At 54.6% G+C, this 13,981-nt stretch carries 15 protein-coding genes; 3 read left to right on the top strand and 12 right to left on the bottom strand.

The window, feature by feature from the left end:
- Positions 1-27: 27 nt before the first annotated feature.
- From guaB to J2I47_RS18620, 4 genes are all read right to left on the bottom strand, one after another.
- Positions 28-1,500: an IMP dehydrogenase gene (guaB, locus tag J2I47_RS18635; RefSeq protein WP_207366115.1), complete on the bottom strand. Its 1,473-nt coding sequence runs from the start codon at positions 1,498-1,500 to the stop codon at positions 28-30.
- A 145-nt stretch (positions 1,501-1,645) separates the two neighbouring features.
- Positions 1,646-1,927, bottom strand: a complete 282-nt coding sequence (locus J2I47_RS18630; RefSeq protein WP_207366114.1) for a hypothetical protein — start codon at positions 1,925-1,927, stop codon at positions 1,646-1,648.
- 17 nt (positions 1,928-1,944) lie between these two features.
- Positions 1,945-3,390, bottom strand: a complete 1,446-nt coding sequence (locus J2I47_RS18625) for an NADP-dependent isocitrate dehydrogenase (protein WP_207366113.1) — start codon at positions 3,388-3,390, stop codon at positions 1,945-1,947.
- 128 nt (positions 3,391-3,518) lie between these two features.
- Complete coding sequence (locus J2I47_RS18620; protein WP_207366112.1) at positions 3,519-3,746, bottom strand: VF530 family protein; 228 nt, start codon at positions 3,744-3,746, stop codon at positions 3,519-3,521.
- A gap of 144 nt (positions 3,747-3,890) precedes the next feature.
- Here J2I47_RS18620 and J2I47_RS18615 point away from each other — a divergent pair, with 144 nt between their 5' ends.
- Complete coding sequence (locus J2I47_RS18615) at positions 3,891-4,427, top strand: hypothetical protein (protein WP_207366111.1); 537 nt, start codon at positions 3,891-3,893, stop codon at positions 4,425-4,427.
- Between the two features lie 45 nt (positions 4,428-4,472).
- Here the strand turns inward: J2I47_RS18615 and mnmE are convergent, their stop codons facing one another.
- Both mnmE and J2I47_RS18605 read right to left on the bottom strand, forming a co-directional pair.
- On the bottom strand, positions 4,473-5,897 hold the full coding sequence (mnmE, locus tag J2I47_RS18610) for a tRNA uridine-5-carboxymethylaminomethyl(34) synthesis GTPase MnmE (protein ID WP_207366300.1): 1,425 nt from the start codon (positions 5,895-5,897) through the stop codon (positions 4,473-4,475).
- A 12-nt stretch (positions 5,898-5,909) separates the two neighbouring features.
- Complete coding sequence (locus J2I47_RS18605; RefSeq protein ID WP_207366110.1) at positions 5,910-6,911, bottom strand: oxygenase MpaB family protein; 1,002 nt, start codon at positions 6,909-6,911, stop codon at positions 5,910-5,912.
- A gap of 158 nt (positions 6,912-7,069) precedes the next feature.
- On the opposite strand from J2I47_RS18605, the gene J2I47_RS18600 reads away from it, so the two are divergent.
- A complete protein-coding gene (locus tag J2I47_RS18600) occupies positions 7,070-7,468 on the top strand; it encodes a LytR/AlgR family response regulator transcription factor (protein ID WP_207366109.1) in 399 nt (132 codons plus the stop codon).
- A gap of 25 nt (positions 7,469-7,493) precedes the next feature.
- Here the strand turns inward: J2I47_RS18600 and J2I47_RS18595 are convergent, their stop codons facing one another.
- Together J2I47_RS18595 and J2I47_RS18590 are read right to left on the bottom strand one after the other, a co-directional pair.
- Entirely contained in the window at positions 7,494-8,255 is a 762-nt protein-coding gene (locus J2I47_RS18595) for an MBL fold metallo-hydrolase (protein ID WP_207366108.1), read from the bottom strand.
- 133 nt (positions 8,256-8,388) lie between these two features.
- Positions 8,389-8,769: a response regulator gene (locus J2I47_RS18590; RefSeq protein WP_207366107.1), complete on the bottom strand. Its 381-nt coding sequence runs from the start codon at positions 8,767-8,769 to the stop codon at positions 8,389-8,391.
- A gap of 237 nt (positions 8,770-9,006) precedes the next feature.
- Here J2I47_RS18590 and J2I47_RS18585 point away from each other — a divergent pair, with 237 nt between their 5' ends.
- Positions 9,007-9,444 carry a WapI family immunity protein gene (locus J2I47_RS18585; RefSeq protein WP_207366106.1) on the top strand — a complete coding sequence of 146 codons (438 nt, stop codon included), beginning with the start codon at positions 9,007-9,009 and terminating at the stop codon, positions 9,442-9,444.
- Between the two features lie 20 nt (positions 9,445-9,464).
- Here J2I47_RS18585 and J2I47_RS18580 read toward each other — a convergent pair whose 3' ends face one another.
- From J2I47_RS18580 to J2I47_RS18565, 4 genes are all read right to left on the bottom strand, one after another.
- The gene (locus J2I47_RS18580; RefSeq protein ID WP_207366105.1) at positions 9,465-10,175 is read right to left on the bottom strand and encodes a LytR/AlgR family response regulator transcription factor; all 711 of its coding nucleotides are present in this window, start codon (positions 10,173-10,175) and stop codon (positions 9,465-9,467) included.
- The gene (locus J2I47_RS18575; RefSeq protein WP_207366104.1) at positions 10,172-11,248 is read right to left on the bottom strand and encodes a sensor histidine kinase; all 1,077 of its coding nucleotides are present in this window, start codon (positions 11,246-11,248) and stop codon (positions 10,172-10,174) included. Before J2I47_RS18575 ends, J2I47_RS18580 begins: the two co-directional genes overlap by 4 nt.
- A complete protein-coding gene (locus J2I47_RS18570) occupies positions 11,245-12,342 on the bottom strand; it encodes a DUF4932 domain-containing protein (RefSeq protein ID WP_207366103.1) in 1,098 nt (365 codons plus the stop codon). Before J2I47_RS18570 ends, J2I47_RS18575 begins: the two co-directional genes overlap by 4 nt.
- A 124-nt stretch (positions 12,343-12,466) precedes the next feature.
- Complete coding sequence (locus J2I47_RS18565; RefSeq protein WP_229374753.1) at positions 12,467-13,939, bottom strand: glycoside hydrolase family 30 protein; 1,473 nt, start codon at positions 13,937-13,939, stop codon at positions 12,467-12,469.
- Between the last annotated feature and the right edge of the window lie 42 nt (positions 13,940-13,981).

The raw sequence follows: 13,981 nt of genomic DNA, 5'->3' as shown, positions 1-13,981 counted from the left end.
GCAGAACAACGTTCCAGACGTTCTTTTTTACCGCGAACTGTAGTTTGGGGCTTCTTTTGAAATCTGAATATCGTGGGGGTGGCTTTCTTTGGAACCTGCCGTGGTGATCTTCACGAACTTGGCTTGCTTGAGAGCCTCAATGTCGGCGGCACCGCAGTAGCCCATACCTGCCTTCAGGCCGCCCACCATCTGATACACGATCTCGGCCACTTTGCCTTTTACGGGTACCCGACCCACGATGCCTTCGGGCACCAGTTTCTTGATGTCGTCTTCGGCATCCTGGAAATATCGGTCTTTCGATCCTTCTTCCATTGCCTCCACCGACCCCATGCCCCGGTAGCTTTTGAACCGGCGACCTTCAAACAGGACCACCTCGCCGGGGGCCTCTTCAGTGCCCGCCAGCAGTGAGCCAATCATGACCGTACTGGCCCCGCCCGCAATAGCTTTCGTGATGTCGCCCGAGAAGCGGATGCCGCCGTCGGCCACTACCGGAACACCCGTACCAGCCAGCGCTTTGGCGGCTTCAAACACGGCCGTAAGCTGCGGCATCCCGATACCGGCAATGATGCGGGTGGTACAAATACTGCCTGGGCCTACGCCTACTTTCACCGCGTCGGCACCGGCATCGGCCAGGGCTTTGGCCCCCTCGCCGGTGGCCACGTTGCCCGCAATAACCTGAAGCTTGGGAAATTGCGTTTTTATGTTCCGAACGGCATCAATCACCCCCCGCGAGTGACCATGCGCTGTATCTACGCTGATTACGTCGACGCCCGCTTTGACGAGGGCTTCGATGCGTTGGGTCAGGTCGGGTGTAACGCCCACGGCGGCCCCCACGCGCAGCCGGCCCAGCTCGTCTTTACAGGCGTTGGGGTGGCTTTTGCGTTTTAGAATGTCTTTGTAGGTAATCAGTCCCACCAGCTTGTAGGCATCATCCACGATGGGCAGTTTCTCGATCTTAAATTCCTGCAAAATACTCTCGGCATCGTCGAGCGAGAGGCCCGCTTTGGCCGTGATCAAATTCTCGCGGGTCATAATGTCGGTAACGGGCCGCCCCAGATCGCGCTGGAAACGCAGATCACGGTTGGTGAGAATCCCCACCAGCTTACCCGCCTCGTCGATTACCGGAATTCCCCCAATCTTAAATTCCCGCATAATGCGGTGAGCATCAGACAGTTTAGCCGACTGCGAGAGCGTGATCGGGTCGATGATCATACCGCTTTCCGAACGTTTCACCTTGCGGACCTGCTCGGCCTGCTTTTCGATGCTCATGTTCTTGTGGATGATACCGATGCCCCCTTCCTGCGCCATGGCAATGGCCAGTTCTGATTCGGTGACGGTGTCCATGGCGGCTGACACGAGCGGAACGTTCAGGCGGATGGACCGGGTAAGCTGGGCGGTGGTGTTGGTATCTCTGGGCAGTACCTCAGAGTAAGCGGGGAGAAGCAGTACGTCGTCGTAGGTGAGCGCTTCGTACAAGAACTTGCTGGCGTCTAAGCTCATGGCAAATAAGCAGGGGGTGTTATTTGCCGGTCAAAGGTACGTCTATTTCGTGGATTCTTATGCAATGACGTTGGATACTGGACGTTGGATATTGTCTGACATCCAGAATCCAGAATCCAGCATCCAACGTCCAGCACCCCTACACCTAGCCGCGCTCGATTTCGCGCACTACCAGCGATCCTTCGATATCGACGGTATTGCCGCGTTGCGCAACGGCTTTCAGGAAATCACATACCGCGCGTCTCTCGGCTTCAATGGCCTTAATGCGTGTTTCTGATGCCTTCATGTCTTCTTCCGTAGTGGCATGGGCCAGCATCTTACGGGCATGGTGCATGCGTTTGGCCTCGGCGATGGCCGTGATTATTGGCTGACTTTCTTCAGACGAAAACCGCCCGTTAATGAAGTGGAAACTGATTTCGTTGTTCATTGTCGTCGTTGGTTAATCTACGCCCCCTGACCCGCCGAAAACATTGGCACGTCGTCGAAGTGGTATAGGTTTTCGGTTTTGATAATACTGTAGCCTGCTTCAGTCAGTTGCTGTTGAATGGCAATGACATCGTTGTAGTTGACAAACTGTCCGTCGTGGCCTTTGAACCGGCAACGCCAGTGATCGGTGCAAAACGTTTCGGGCAGCCCGCCGGGCCATACTTTCACCCCCCGGTTGGTAATCATCGACAGGTCCATCTTGCTTTGTATGGTTGCCTTCAGTGTATTGCCCAGCTGGTTGGCGTCGCGGTCGTTATGGTGCAAAAAGATGTCGACGCCTACCAGATCAATCTTGGGATCAGCCTGTTGCTTGAGCTTCATTGTCATCGGTTCGGCTTTGGCAGCGGCGTAGCTTACGGGCCGTAACTGCGTGGGCAACTGCCCTAACCGACTGATTACAGCCTGAGCGAATTCGCGGGTGCCTACTTTTTCGGTGCTCACCCCCGGCTCGAAAATGTCGTACGTATGCACCCCGTCTTCCAGAGTTTTCAGCCAGGCGTTGTGCACCTTTTCGGCTACAGCACCCTGCCCAATATGCACCAGCATCATCACCGCGCCCAGCAATAACCCCGACGGGTTGGCCAGGTTCTGCCCGGCCCGGCGTGGTGCCGACCCGTGTATGGCCTCGAACATGGCTACTTCCTCACCAATGTTGGCACTCCCGGCCAACCCCACCGACCCGGCAATCTGCGCCGCCACATCCGACAGAATATCGCCGTACAGATTCGGCATCACAATCACGTCGAAAAGCTCTGGGGTGTCGGCTAGTTTAGCCGCGCCGATATCAACGATCCAGTGTTCTTTTTCCAGTTCCGGGTACTCTACTCCTACTTCGTCAAACACCCGGTGGAACAGGCCGTCGGTCTGTTTCATGATGTTGTCTTTGGTGAAGCAGGTCACTTTTTTGCGCCCATAGCGACGGGCGTATTCAAAGGCATAGCGCACAATTTTTTCGCAGCCGGGCCGGGAAATGAGCTTCAGACACTGCACCACTTCCGGCGTTTGCTGGTGTTCAATTCCCGCATAAAGGTCTTCTTCATTTTCGCGGATGATCACCACATCCATGACCGGGTGCTTGGTGTGCACATAAGGCGAATACGACACGCAGGGCCGGATATTGGCATAAAGGCCCAGCATTTTGCGGGTGGTCACGTTGAGGCTTTTAAACCCGCCCCCCTGCGGTGTGGTGATGGGCGCTTTCAAAAACACCTTCGTGCGCCGGAGCGAATCCCAGGCTGAGGGGTCAATACCAGCGGTGTTGCCGCGCAGATAAACGGCTTCCCCAATCTCAATGGTGTCGATGGCGAGTTGCGCCCCGGCGGCCAGGATAATGTCGAGGGTGGCCTGCATGATTTCGGGGCCAATTCCATCCCCGTAAGCGACTGTAATAGGTTGTGCTTGCATGGTCGAATTTATTTCGACAGCAAATGTAATAGCATTAATTTCTTAAATGAAAGTAATACTATCATTTTGTTTTAAAAACGCCTTTCTCAGCGCGTATGGGCCTGTTTGAGCTTCCCTACAGGATGCTATTATGGGTTAAGTCGCCGCATTTTCAGGTATAGCCCTTCTACCCGCTCGCGTGCCCAGGGCGTTTTACGCAGAAAGGTGAGGCTCGATCTCACGCTGGGATTGCTCTTGAAGCAGTTGATCGGAATGCGTTCGGCCAATTCGTCCCAGCCATAATGCGCCACCAGTTCGTCCAGAATCTGAGCCAGTGTTTTGCCGTGAAGTGGGTTGTTTGGTTGTTGCGGAGACATGGAATAGGCTTATTTTTAATCATCAGCCAATGGTCACTCTGACGAGATAACATCAGACACGGTTTGCATTAGCTTGCACAGTTGCAAAAGTGGCTACTTTCTGACCTGGTTTTCATTTAATAATATCGGTTAGCTCATTCTCTTATGCTATTTTCCTTCCGGCTTGTTTATCTGTTAGCTGTGGTGACTGCTCCCTATCGGCTTGCCCCCACCTGGTCTGTACCTCTCCGCCCTATCGCGGCCGAACAACCACGTCCAGCAAAAGCAGCCTGGCAGTACGAAAGCAAGTCAGACCAGATTAGTGGAAGGGTCGACAAAGCGATTCTGGCGGCCACCAACGTGGTGCAGTTCCCGTATCCGTATGCGGGCGGGTCAAGGGTGTCGCTGATTCTGAGGAACCGGAATGGGCGGACAAACGCTTACCTGACCACGTCAAAAGGCCTGTTTACCAGTAGCTTTCAGGGTGGCCGGGCGCAGCTTCGTTTCGACGGAGCACGCGCTGTCACGTACACGCTGATTGCGGCCGAAAATGGCAGCGGCAGCACCGTTTTCTTCGATGACGACCAGCAACTGATCCGGCAGATTCGATCATCTAAGCGGTTGACGATGCGGGTGCAGTGCCCCGGCCTCAGCCTTGACGAGCTACACTTCGCAACTGCCGGTCTGCACTGGAAACAGTAAAAGGCAGCGTTAGCTATTTTATTAAGAATAGAGCTAAACCCATTTTTATTTGCCGATACAAAACCGGCTGAAGATGGACTCCAGCAGGTCATCCGTTGTTACCTCGCCGGTCAGTTCACCTAATTCGCGGAGGGCAATGCGGAGGTCCATGGCAATCCAGTCGGCGGAGGTGCCTGCGTCTACGGCGGCCACGGCGCGGGCCAGGGCCTCGTCGGTGGCGGTAAGGTGTTGCAGATGACGGGCGTTGGTCACAACTGCACTGCCCGTTTGCATAGCACCATTGGTACGAACCTGCGCCGACAAGGTCGATTTTAACTCGTCGATCTGCGCGTTTTTGGCCGAAATCCAGAGGATGGGCGGGACCTCGTGGATGCCGTCAGGCCGGCCGCCCGCCTTAGTGATGGCGTCCGTAACCGCAGCCTGCTGGTGTAGGGTAATCAGATCTGCTTTGTTGCCCACCAGGATATACGGCTTGCCCGATTCGTCCAGTTCGGCAATCATTTCCCGTAACTCTTCGGGCGTCGTTGACTGACCATCAAACAGATAGACTACCAAAGCAGCCTTCTCGATTTGCTGCCGGGTGCGGGCCACGCCAATGGCTTCGATGGTGTCGGTGGTATCGCGCAGGCCCGCCGTGTCGATAAGGCGGAAACGCACACCATCAATGAACAGCTCATCTTCGATCACGTCGCGGGTGGTGCCGGGAATGTCGGAAACAATGGCCTTTTCTTCGTTCAGCAGTGCATTCAACAGGGTCGATTTACCCGCGTTGGGCTTACCAATGATCACCGTGGGCACGCCGTTTTTGATCACATTACCCGCCGCAAACGACTCGATCAACGGGCGAATGACACCCTGAATGTTGGTCATCAGCCTGCGCAACTGGTCACGCTTGGCAAACTCCACGTCTTCTTCACCAAAATCCAGTTCCAGCTCCACAAGTGCCACAAAATCAATAAGTTGCTGACGCAGGTCTTTCAGGCGTTTGGAGAATCCACCCCGCAGCTGACTCAGTGCGGCACGGTGACTGGCCGCCGAATCAGCGGCGATCACGTCGGCCACGGCTTCGGCCTGTACCAGGTCGAACTGCCCGTTCAGGAAAGCGCGTTGGGTGAACTCGCCCGGCCTAGCCAGTTGGGCACCCAGTTCCGTGAGGCGCGTCAGAATCTGCCGGACAATATACTCCGACCCGTGGCACGAAATCTCGACCACGTCTTCTTTGGTAAATGAATGAGGACTGCGAAACACCGTCACCAGCACCTCATCAATAACGCTGCCCGGTTCGTTGCCACGGTCGGCATGGCGAAAGGTACCGAAATGGGCTGTATGACCGGGCTGACCGACCAGCCGTTTTCCCCGGAAAGCTTTGTCAGTCAGTGCAATAGCACCTTCGCCCGATACGCGGATAACGGCAATGGCGCCAATGCCGGGGGCGGTGGCCAGCGCCGCAATGGGATGGAGTTGATGGATCAAAAGGGAGAATTAAACTACACTCGGTATCAATTTCGGGAAAATAGGAAGGCGGCTGACTACGCTCATGAGCCGGGTTTCGGCAGGAACGTCGGGAATACCCAGGGCGTCGGCGTGGTCATTGCCCAGGAAAAAACGCATTTGTGCCGCCGCCAGGTTCCGCGCTGATTCAGTACCCGCCAGCGCGCCAATGGTATCGAGCAGCGCTTTGGTCAGGCCCCGACCCGCCTCCGACGAACGAAACTGCCGCCCCGCAATAAGTTTGTCGAGATGAAACGCCTCGCGCAGATTTTGCGGCGTCAGGTCTTCCATCACGCCGTTGACGTAGCCCACCACGTTGATGTGGTGCAGGTAATCTTCCTCTTCCTGCTCGGTCATGGCGATGCCCATTTTACGGAGCGCCCGTAGTACGATGTAGCTGAAAGACCCAATGGTACCCACCATGTCTTCCTGACAAACCGGCACGCCCCAGGCAGTATCCCACCGCCCGCTCTGGTAAGCAAACCAGCGGGCAGCTGCGTGTATCAATCTGATTTTCAGCGTATAGTAAATAGCCTTATTGCTCTTCCAGTTCTTTGGGTCGTTGACGGCAAATACCCACTCCCCCGTTTCCTGAAGGCGGCGGGCGGTGTCGGTGCGGATGCGTTCGGTGAGCCAGAGCAATTGTACGCCATTGGCCCCTAAATAGGTGTAGGGCAGCGAATAGGTACCCAGCGCAAGGCCAACAACGCCCATATGTTTCTGAAAAAACGCCATACCCCGCTGCATCCGCTTCGCGTCGGCCCAGGCGGGCAGGTGGGCATGATCAGCGAAAAACTGCCCGATAACCGGCGGTTGTTCGGCGGGCGACAGTTCAGTGGCATTGCCCAGCCAGTGCATGAGTGCCCCCACGGCTTCACGTCCGCCTTCGGCCACGGCAGCAATGGCCGCATCGGCGGGAGGATCACCCAGCAGACGGTGGGCACTCAGCAGGTCGTTTGAAAATGCCCGCGTGGTTTTGATTGCGATACTCATAACAGGAAAGCTGTTTGACTAGCTAACAGCATAGGCGGCGGTTTGGTTGTGCGGCACGCAGCAGACCGATCAGCAAACAAGATTGTCTCAAAACCGAAAGTCCGTTGCGGCGGTAGTGTCAACCTTTGCTTCCAGACAAATCATAACAAGAAGCAACAATGACTACTGCCTCACAAACCGCCCCCGGCCCCACCAAGATCGCCGGCACGCCCCCGCAGGCCACTTTACAGATCTACCAGCACAACATGGGGCAGCAGCGTATGCCTGTTTGCGAACTGGTACTACTCCAGTCTAACGCCAATTATACCTGGCTGGTCTGGACCAATGGACAACGACTGTTGATGCCCCGCACGCTGAAATATTACGAGAGTAAGCTGCCCACCAGCGGGTTTGTGCGGCTGCATCGTAACTGTACGGTCAACGTACAACACATCAAAGCGATCACCCGAAAGGTAAGGGTAGTGGAAGTTCAGCTCAGCAATGGCGTATGTCTGACGGTGGCACGGCGGCGTTGGACCCTGGTGAAAAGGCAGTTTTCCCAACTGGGCATCAGCTAGCGTGTTTGCCGCCCAGTGCTTGTTTCTACAGGTCGATCTGCAAACCGTCGTAGCCCAGGCGTACGTTGGGCGGCAGGGTCAGGTTTACTTCGCGGTGAAGCCCCATCTGATGGCTGATGTGGGTAAGATAAGCCCGTTCGGGCTGAATGCGCTCAATTAGCGCAAGGGCTTCCCTGAGTGCAAAATGCGACAGATGTTCTTCATGCCGGAGGGCGTCGAGGATCAGGATGCGCGTTCCGTAGACCTTCTGCAGTTCGGCGTCGCTGATAAAATTCAGGTCGGTGAGGTAGGTGAAGTCGCCAATGCGAAAGCCATAAACAGGCAGCTTGTGGTGCATCACTTCAATGGGAATGACCTGAACACCGGCTACATCAAACGGTTCATTATCAATGACATTCGTCACGATCCGGGGGATGCCGGGGTATTTGTATTCAGCGAAAATATAGGCAAATTCCCGTTCCAGCTGCGCCAGCACCGTGGGGCGGGCGTAGATGGGCATGTCCAGCCCCGACCGGAAATTATAGGCCCGCACCTCGTCGAGGCCCGCCGTATGGTCTTTGTGTTCATGGGTAAACAGCACCGCGTCGAGGTTGAGCAATCCCAGACGCAACACCTGCTGCCGAAAGTCTGGCCCGGTGTCGATGACAATACTCTTGCCCGCCACCTGCACGTGCGCCGACGTGCGTAGTCGCTTATCGCGAAAGTCGACCGAGCGACAAACAACGCAGTCGCAGCCAATCAGCGGAACGCCCGACGATGTGCCCGTGCCGAGGAGGGTGACGATCATACTGAGAGAATGAGTGATTGAGTGACGGTCCGGCGTCCCGGTGAATGAATAGCCTAAAGAACTGCGCGAAGCGTTCCAGGCTATTCACTCACCGGGACGCCGGACCGTCACTCAATCACTCATTCGCTAATTGTTATTTATCCGTCAATTGATTAACCACTTCAACCAGGCGGTCGAAGTTGAGCGGTTTCACCAGGACATCGTTGAAACCGGCGGCTTTAAATTCTTCTTCGGTGTAGTTGCGGGCGTTGCCGGTGATGGCCACAATGGGCACCGAGGCTTTGACCGCGTTGGGCAGAGCGCGTACTTTCTGCACGCATTCCATACCGTCCATGACGGGCATGTTGATGTCTAACAGGAGGATAGAAAAATCTTCTCTGTCAAGAATTTGCATGACCTGTTCGCCATTTTTAACAGCCGTGATGTCGTAGTTCTGAAACTCCAAAATCTTCTTGGCTAAATTCTGGATCACAGAACTGTCTTCGGCAATTAATACGCGTTTTGAGGTTGCCATGGGTAGCTAAAGGTTCGTTATCAGACGGTGAAATTAAGGCAAAAAGGCAGACCATCACGCAAGGACTGCCAAAATTACCCCGTAAAGCAAATGCCAACATCTGTAGGAATTTTGGACATTTCTGGTTAGCTTTATCTCCCAAAACGACCTGCCCTACAGGTATTTATATAGGCTGGATTGCTGGTTTTAACAGCAGTGACAATCGTGGCGGAACCTTCCTCTTTTTTCTATAAAGCCATGAAACTTTCCGGACCACAAGGCGAATTTGAGTTGAACGTAATTGATTACGAATACTCTGATTCGGCTCAATTCCTAAAACGCAACTGGCTCATTGTGAGCATGGTAACCAGCAAAGGCGACCAGCATTCTACGCGTACACTCACCCTGCTATCGACCTGGGAACTGGAAATGCTCCGCGACTGGATGCAGTCGGTGGTCGATAAGGCGGATCCGGCTCCCCGGCTCACGTTTATCGAACCAACGTTGAGCTTCAGTAATTTTTCCGACAACAAGGAACATTACCTGTTTCGCATTGGCCTTACCAACGAAGCCAAACCAACCTGGCATCAAGACAGCCGCCCCTATTGGCTCCCCGTGACGCCCAACCGCGATGAGCTGATCCTGGCCATTCGTGACCTGGCCAGCCAGCTCGACAAATTCCCCGTTCGCGAGTAGGTGACCCATTAGTAGCGTATTTACAATAGTTTGTAGAACATGTCCCGGTATGCATCGCCGATGGGGATGATCGTGGGCGTGCCCCCTTCAGTTTTTGTGATGAGAATACGGCTGCGTTCAACGGTATGGATATGCGCCAACGCCACAATAAACGACTTATGCACCCGCACAAACGCCGCTGCCGGCAGGGCATTTTCTAAGCTGGTGATGGTTTGGCGGGCAATAATTTTTTTCGTCGGCGTATGCAGCACTACGTAATTCTGCAGCCCCTCAACATACTTAATCAAGTCAATATCAACACGCTGCATCCTGTGTTCTGTTTTAATGAACAGAAACGGGCGGGCGTCGATCAGTGGCTCACCGCTAAGCCGGAGATATGTTTGGGCTTTCTGCACAGCCCGGTAAAATCGCTCGAATGAAATAGGCTTCAGCAGGTAATCGACTACGTCATGCTCGAACCCATCGAGCGCATATTCGGCATAGGCGGTTGTCAGGATCACCTGAGCGCGGCCATGCATGGCTTTCAGAAACTGAAGCCCTGTTAGCTGTGGCATCTGAATGTCCAGAAAAATCAGGTCGACCGGGCGCTCGCTCAGCAGATTCAGTGCGTCGAGTGGATTGGTGGTAGCCCCGGCAAGGTGCAGAAACGGCACCTTCGATACGTAGTCGGTCAGGATGTCGACAGCCAGCGGTTTATCATCGACCACCAGGCAGCGGATAGGCGGGGTCATAGGTCGAGGTGGAGATTTACATGGTATTCATTGGGGCCGTCAGCCACCTGCAACGTGTGCCGGTGTGGATAGAGCAGGTCGAGTCGACGCCGTACGTTGGCAAGGCCAATGCCCCCCGTATGGTCTTTTTGCTGCTGGTTTTTGGCATTATACAAACTAAAATCCAGCGTCGTTGCGGTCAGGTCTACGCGCAACTGAACAGGCTGATCTGGGTTGTCGACCACACCGTGTTTAAATGCGTTCTCTACAAACGAAATCAGCAGCATTGGCGCAATAGTCTGCCCGTTGAGATGACCGTCTGTCTGGTAGTCCAGGCAAATAGTGCCTTTGCTGCCAATGCGCTGTAGCTCAATCAGTCCGTTGAGGTAATCAATCTCTTTGGCCAGCAGCACCCGGTCGTGGCGGGCCTCGTGCAGCACGTACCGGAGCAGTTCCGACAGTTTCAGCAGGGCACCCGGCGCGGCGTCGGATTTCTGGTAGACCAGCGCGTAGATGTCGTTGATGGTATTGAACAGAAAATGAGGATTTAACTGCGCCCGCAGGAAGGCCAGTTCAGCCGCCGTTTGAGCCTGCTCGGCCTCACGCCTTCGCCGTTCGTTCACAAAATTTTGCCGAAAAAACGCGTAAAGCAGGCCATAGGCGATGTAGTCGAAATAATAACCAACGCTGTTTCCGACAAACCAACCTAACGTGAAAGCGGTGTTTCGCTGGTAGTTATCGAAGCCCAGAACGGGTTTGAACAGGTAAAATTCCAGCCCGTATCGGAAAGCCGTAACCGCCGCCAACGTAGCCAGCAAACCTAGCCCGGCCCGGCCAAACTGACGCCAGTTCAGCAGCCCCGTCAGCAGCGGTTTTGCCACGAGCCAGATGGGCAAATAAAACGCCAGCGCGTTGATGAGCATGTAGCCGATACCCAGCAGCCAGTAGGTAGCCACAGCCGTTTTGGGCACCGGATAAGTTGGCCTGCCATACATCTCGGCTATGTCTTTAACCGTCAGCAATGTCCAGATGAGCCAGTGAATGGACCATTCGGGTACTGCCCGGCGGCTTGGAGAATAGCGACTGAAATTCATCGGTTGGTCAGTTCGGCAGTGGGGTATTTTTTGGCTAAGTACGTCAGGATTTCGGGGAAAAACTGGTTGAAGTCGCGGTAAGCCCCGTTGCCTATGTACCGGTCCGAAATCACGTCGGCAATGTCGCCTGCGTACTGAAAATCACTCACTATTTCCTGCGCGGCCTGCTTGCGGGTTTCTTTCGGGCTGCGGTGTTGGCGGAACAGGGCAATGACAATGCCGCGCACCAGATTTTCATCGAAACAGTGGCTCCAGGTGCTGATGTTATTGCGCTTCATGCCCTGGTCACCTTTGTTAAGCAGGTAGCTAAGTTTCTCAATAGCAACGGCATACTGCTTCTGCAACACATGGGTGTAGATATGACTGCCCTCATGCCAGACTATATTGACCGACTCAGCGCCAATATCGAAAACCGGACTACCGGCATCGGTCGATTCACGGTTGAAAAAGCCGACGTTATAAACCACATAGTCGGCGTAGCGTGGGTTAAGGTTTTTGGGCATAATGGCGTGAGCACCCCAGCTATTAAGCGGATCGAGGCAGACCGTCCAGTTGGCAGCTTTGGTTTGGGTGCGGTAGAACGAGTCCAGCTTGGCAACCAGCCCCTGCCGGGCAAAATTTTCCTGCACGGGCCTGGCCCAGGCGGCATAGTCGGCGTGGTGTTTTTGGAAGAAATTCCAGAAATGGGTGTCCTCGTAAAACTGCTTGCAGAGCCGCATATAAATCTGAATGGTGTCTTTACCGTTCAGTGTATACCAGTTAGCCTGCTCGGGGTAATGAATGCGAACGACGGGGAAGTTGTCGAAGCAGTAGCCCAGTTCGGGCAAGTCGGAGTATACCTTTTTTAATTGCCGTGCCTGCTTCACCGCCGGGTGGTTGGCATAGGGCGTAAAATAGGTCTCTACTTCTTTGGCGTAGGCCGATTTGTTGGGCATCGGATACTTGCCCGCCAGCAGTTGTACCACGGTAAACAATTCAATGCCCGGATGCACCGTAGCACTGAGGCGGGCAGGCGGAGAAGGGACCATCTGTGCGACGACGTAAGCAGGCAACACGCTGATTACAAGGATACCAGTCAGTAATTTCAGGGTCATAACAGCATGCGGTTTAGTGTTGACCAAACCTACATCGGCGCGTTGTTTACAGCCAAAACCGATTGACCAACGCCCTGCTTTCCGTGACTAACGCCTATTTTCGAGGCAAGTCCATACTGATTGCCTACCACACATATGTCCCCACGGCGCCGGCGGGCAATGTGGTCTGTACGGTCTTACTGCCAAACTTGATCGTGAACGTCTGACTACTGGTGTTTTCGTTTTCCACCAATAGCACTTTACTGCCGCTGGGCGTCTTAAACGCCACATTCGGGAGATTGGCCGGTGTGGTTGACCCAATTCGGACCGAGCCGGGCCGCACGAACTTAGCGGCGTGGGCAATGATGTAATACGACACGTTGCGGCTCACGCTGGCCCCAATGGTTAATGCACCCAGACACTCGGTACAACCACCGTCGGTATGCGGGTTTTGGGCGGGGTCCGAGGCCAGATTCCACTCCAGCACGTTGCGGCTCCAGTTGCGGGTGGCCCCAATCAGCAGGTTCTTTACATGCCAGCCCAGATCACCGCCAAACGTTCCTTTTGATCCCGTCCATTGTTCGGTGAAATAGATATTCTTGTCGGGATGCTGATTATGTACTGGCGTGAGGGCATCAATCCGGCCCAGGTATAGGTGGAACGCCGACCCATCGACGTATTGGCGGGCAGCGGCGTCGGCCAGGGTGGCGAGGGGGTAGTCGGTGCGGTCGGTGTTGTGGTCGTAGAGGATGATTTTGGTTTTGATACCCGCTTTCTGAAACGCCGGTCCCAAACTCTTTTTGATGAACGCCGTCTGCTCGTCGGCTTGCATCAGCAAGCTGGGGTTGTTGTTTGGGTTCAGCGGCTCGTTCTGCACCGTGATGGCGTCGATGGGAATACCTTCGGCCTTCATGCCCTGAATGTACTTAACGAAATACAGGGCGTAGGCATCGTAGTAATCGGGCTTCAGGCTTCCGCCTTTTGAGCTACCGTTGGTCTTCATCCACGATGGCGGTGTCCAGGGCGAACCCAGAATTTTGATGTCGGGGTTGATGGCCAGAATCTGTTTCAAAATGGGAATCAGGTCCACCCGCTCCGGATCGAGACTAAACTTGGCCATAGTCAGATCGGTCTGTCCCGTCGAGAGGTCATTGTACGTAAAGACGTGGTCGCTAAGGTCAGATGCACCAATACTGATGCGCAAGTAGCTGATACCGATACCGTTGCCTTCGGGCGAAAACAATTCCTGCAACAGGGCGGTGCGGTCGGCGGGTTTGAGTTGGTTCAGCAGTATGGCGCTGCCGCCGGTAAGGGTAAAGCCAAACCCGTCGATGCTCTGGAATGTCTGCGTCGAATCAACCTCGATCACAGCACCTGTGGAGGCAGCAGTGGTGCTGAAAACCAGATTAGTGTTCTGCTTCAGAAACAGCTGACTCTGATCAGGCGTGGTCACATATAGGGCGACGTCTGATTTCACAGCGGGCGTTGGCGTCACCACTACCGGTGTCACAGGCGTGGCCTGCCCGCCCGACGATTGGCAGTCAGCTACAAACCAGCCACTCATAATTATCAGAAACAGGGCAACAGCTAGTTGCCTGGGCAGGTAAGAATTGCTCATAGTCGGAGCTGATTTACAGATAGTTGGAGGGATCAAAATCGT

Origin of the sequence: Fibrella rubiginis, from assembly GCF_017353185.1 — a bacterium.
Taxonomy (GTDB): Bacteria; Bacteroidota; Bacteroidia; order Cytophagales; family Spirosomataceae; genus Fibrella; species Fibrella rubiginis.
The sequence above is the reverse complement of the archived record's forward strand: the minus strand, read 5'-3'. Positions and strand labels throughout refer to the sequence as shown.

What these genes read in the sequence shown, in the direction of transcription:
- guaB (WP_207366115.1), bottom strand. Translation starts at nt 1,500, where the DNA reads ATGAGCTTAGACGCCAGCAAGTTCTTGTACGAAGCGCTCACCTACGAC.
- J2I47_RS18630 (WP_207366114.1), bottom strand. Translation starts at nt 1,927, where the DNA reads ATGAACAACGAAATCAGTTTCCACTTCATTAACGGGCGGTTTTCGTCT.
- J2I47_RS18625 (WP_207366113.1), bottom strand. Translation starts at nt 3,390, where the DNA reads ATGCAAGCACAACCTATTACAGTCGCTTACGGGGATGGAATTGGCCCC.
- J2I47_RS18620 (WP_207366112.1), bottom strand. Translation starts at nt 3,746, where the DNA reads ATGTCTCCGCAACAACCAAACAACCCACTTCACGGCAAAACACTGGCT.
- J2I47_RS18615 (WP_207366111.1), top strand. Translation starts at nt 3,891, where the DNA reads ATGCTATTTTCCTTCCGGCTTGTTTATCTGTTAGCTGTGGTGACTGCT.
- J2I47_RS18605 (WP_207366110.1), bottom strand. Translation starts at nt 6,911, where the DNA reads ATGAGTATCGCAATCAAAACCACGCGGGCATTTTCAAACGACCTGCTG.
- J2I47_RS18600 (WP_207366109.1), top strand. Translation starts at nt 7,070, where the DNA reads ATGACTACTGCCTCACAAACCGCCCCCGGCCCCACCAAGATCGCCGGC.
- J2I47_RS18595 (WP_207366108.1), bottom strand. Translation starts at nt 8,255, where the DNA reads ATGATCGTCACCCTCCTCGGCACGGGCACATCGTCGGGCGTTCCGCTG.
- J2I47_RS18590 (WP_207366107.1), bottom strand. Translation starts at nt 8,769, where the DNA reads ATGGCAACCTCAAAACGCGTATTAATTGCCGAAGACAGTTCTGTGATC.
- J2I47_RS18585 (WP_207366106.1), top strand. Translation starts at nt 9,007, where the DNA reads ATGAAACTTTCCGGACCACAAGGCGAATTTGAGTTGAACGTAATTGAT.
- J2I47_RS18580 (WP_207366105.1), bottom strand. Translation starts at nt 10,175, where the DNA reads ATGACCCCGCCTATCCGCTGCCTGGTGGTCGATGATAAACCGCTGGCT.
- J2I47_RS18575 (WP_207366104.1), bottom strand. Translation starts at nt 11,248, where the DNA reads ATGAATTTCAGTCGCTATTCTCCAAGCCGCCGGGCAGTACCCGAATGG.
- J2I47_RS18570 (WP_207366103.1), bottom strand. Translation starts at nt 12,342, where the DNA reads ATGACCCTGAAATTACTGACTGGTATCCTTGTAATCAGCGTGTTGCCT.
- J2I47_RS18565 (WP_229374753.1), bottom strand. Translation starts at nt 13,939, where the DNA reads ATGAGCAATTCTTACCTGCCCAGGCAACTAGCTGTTGCCCTGTTTCTG.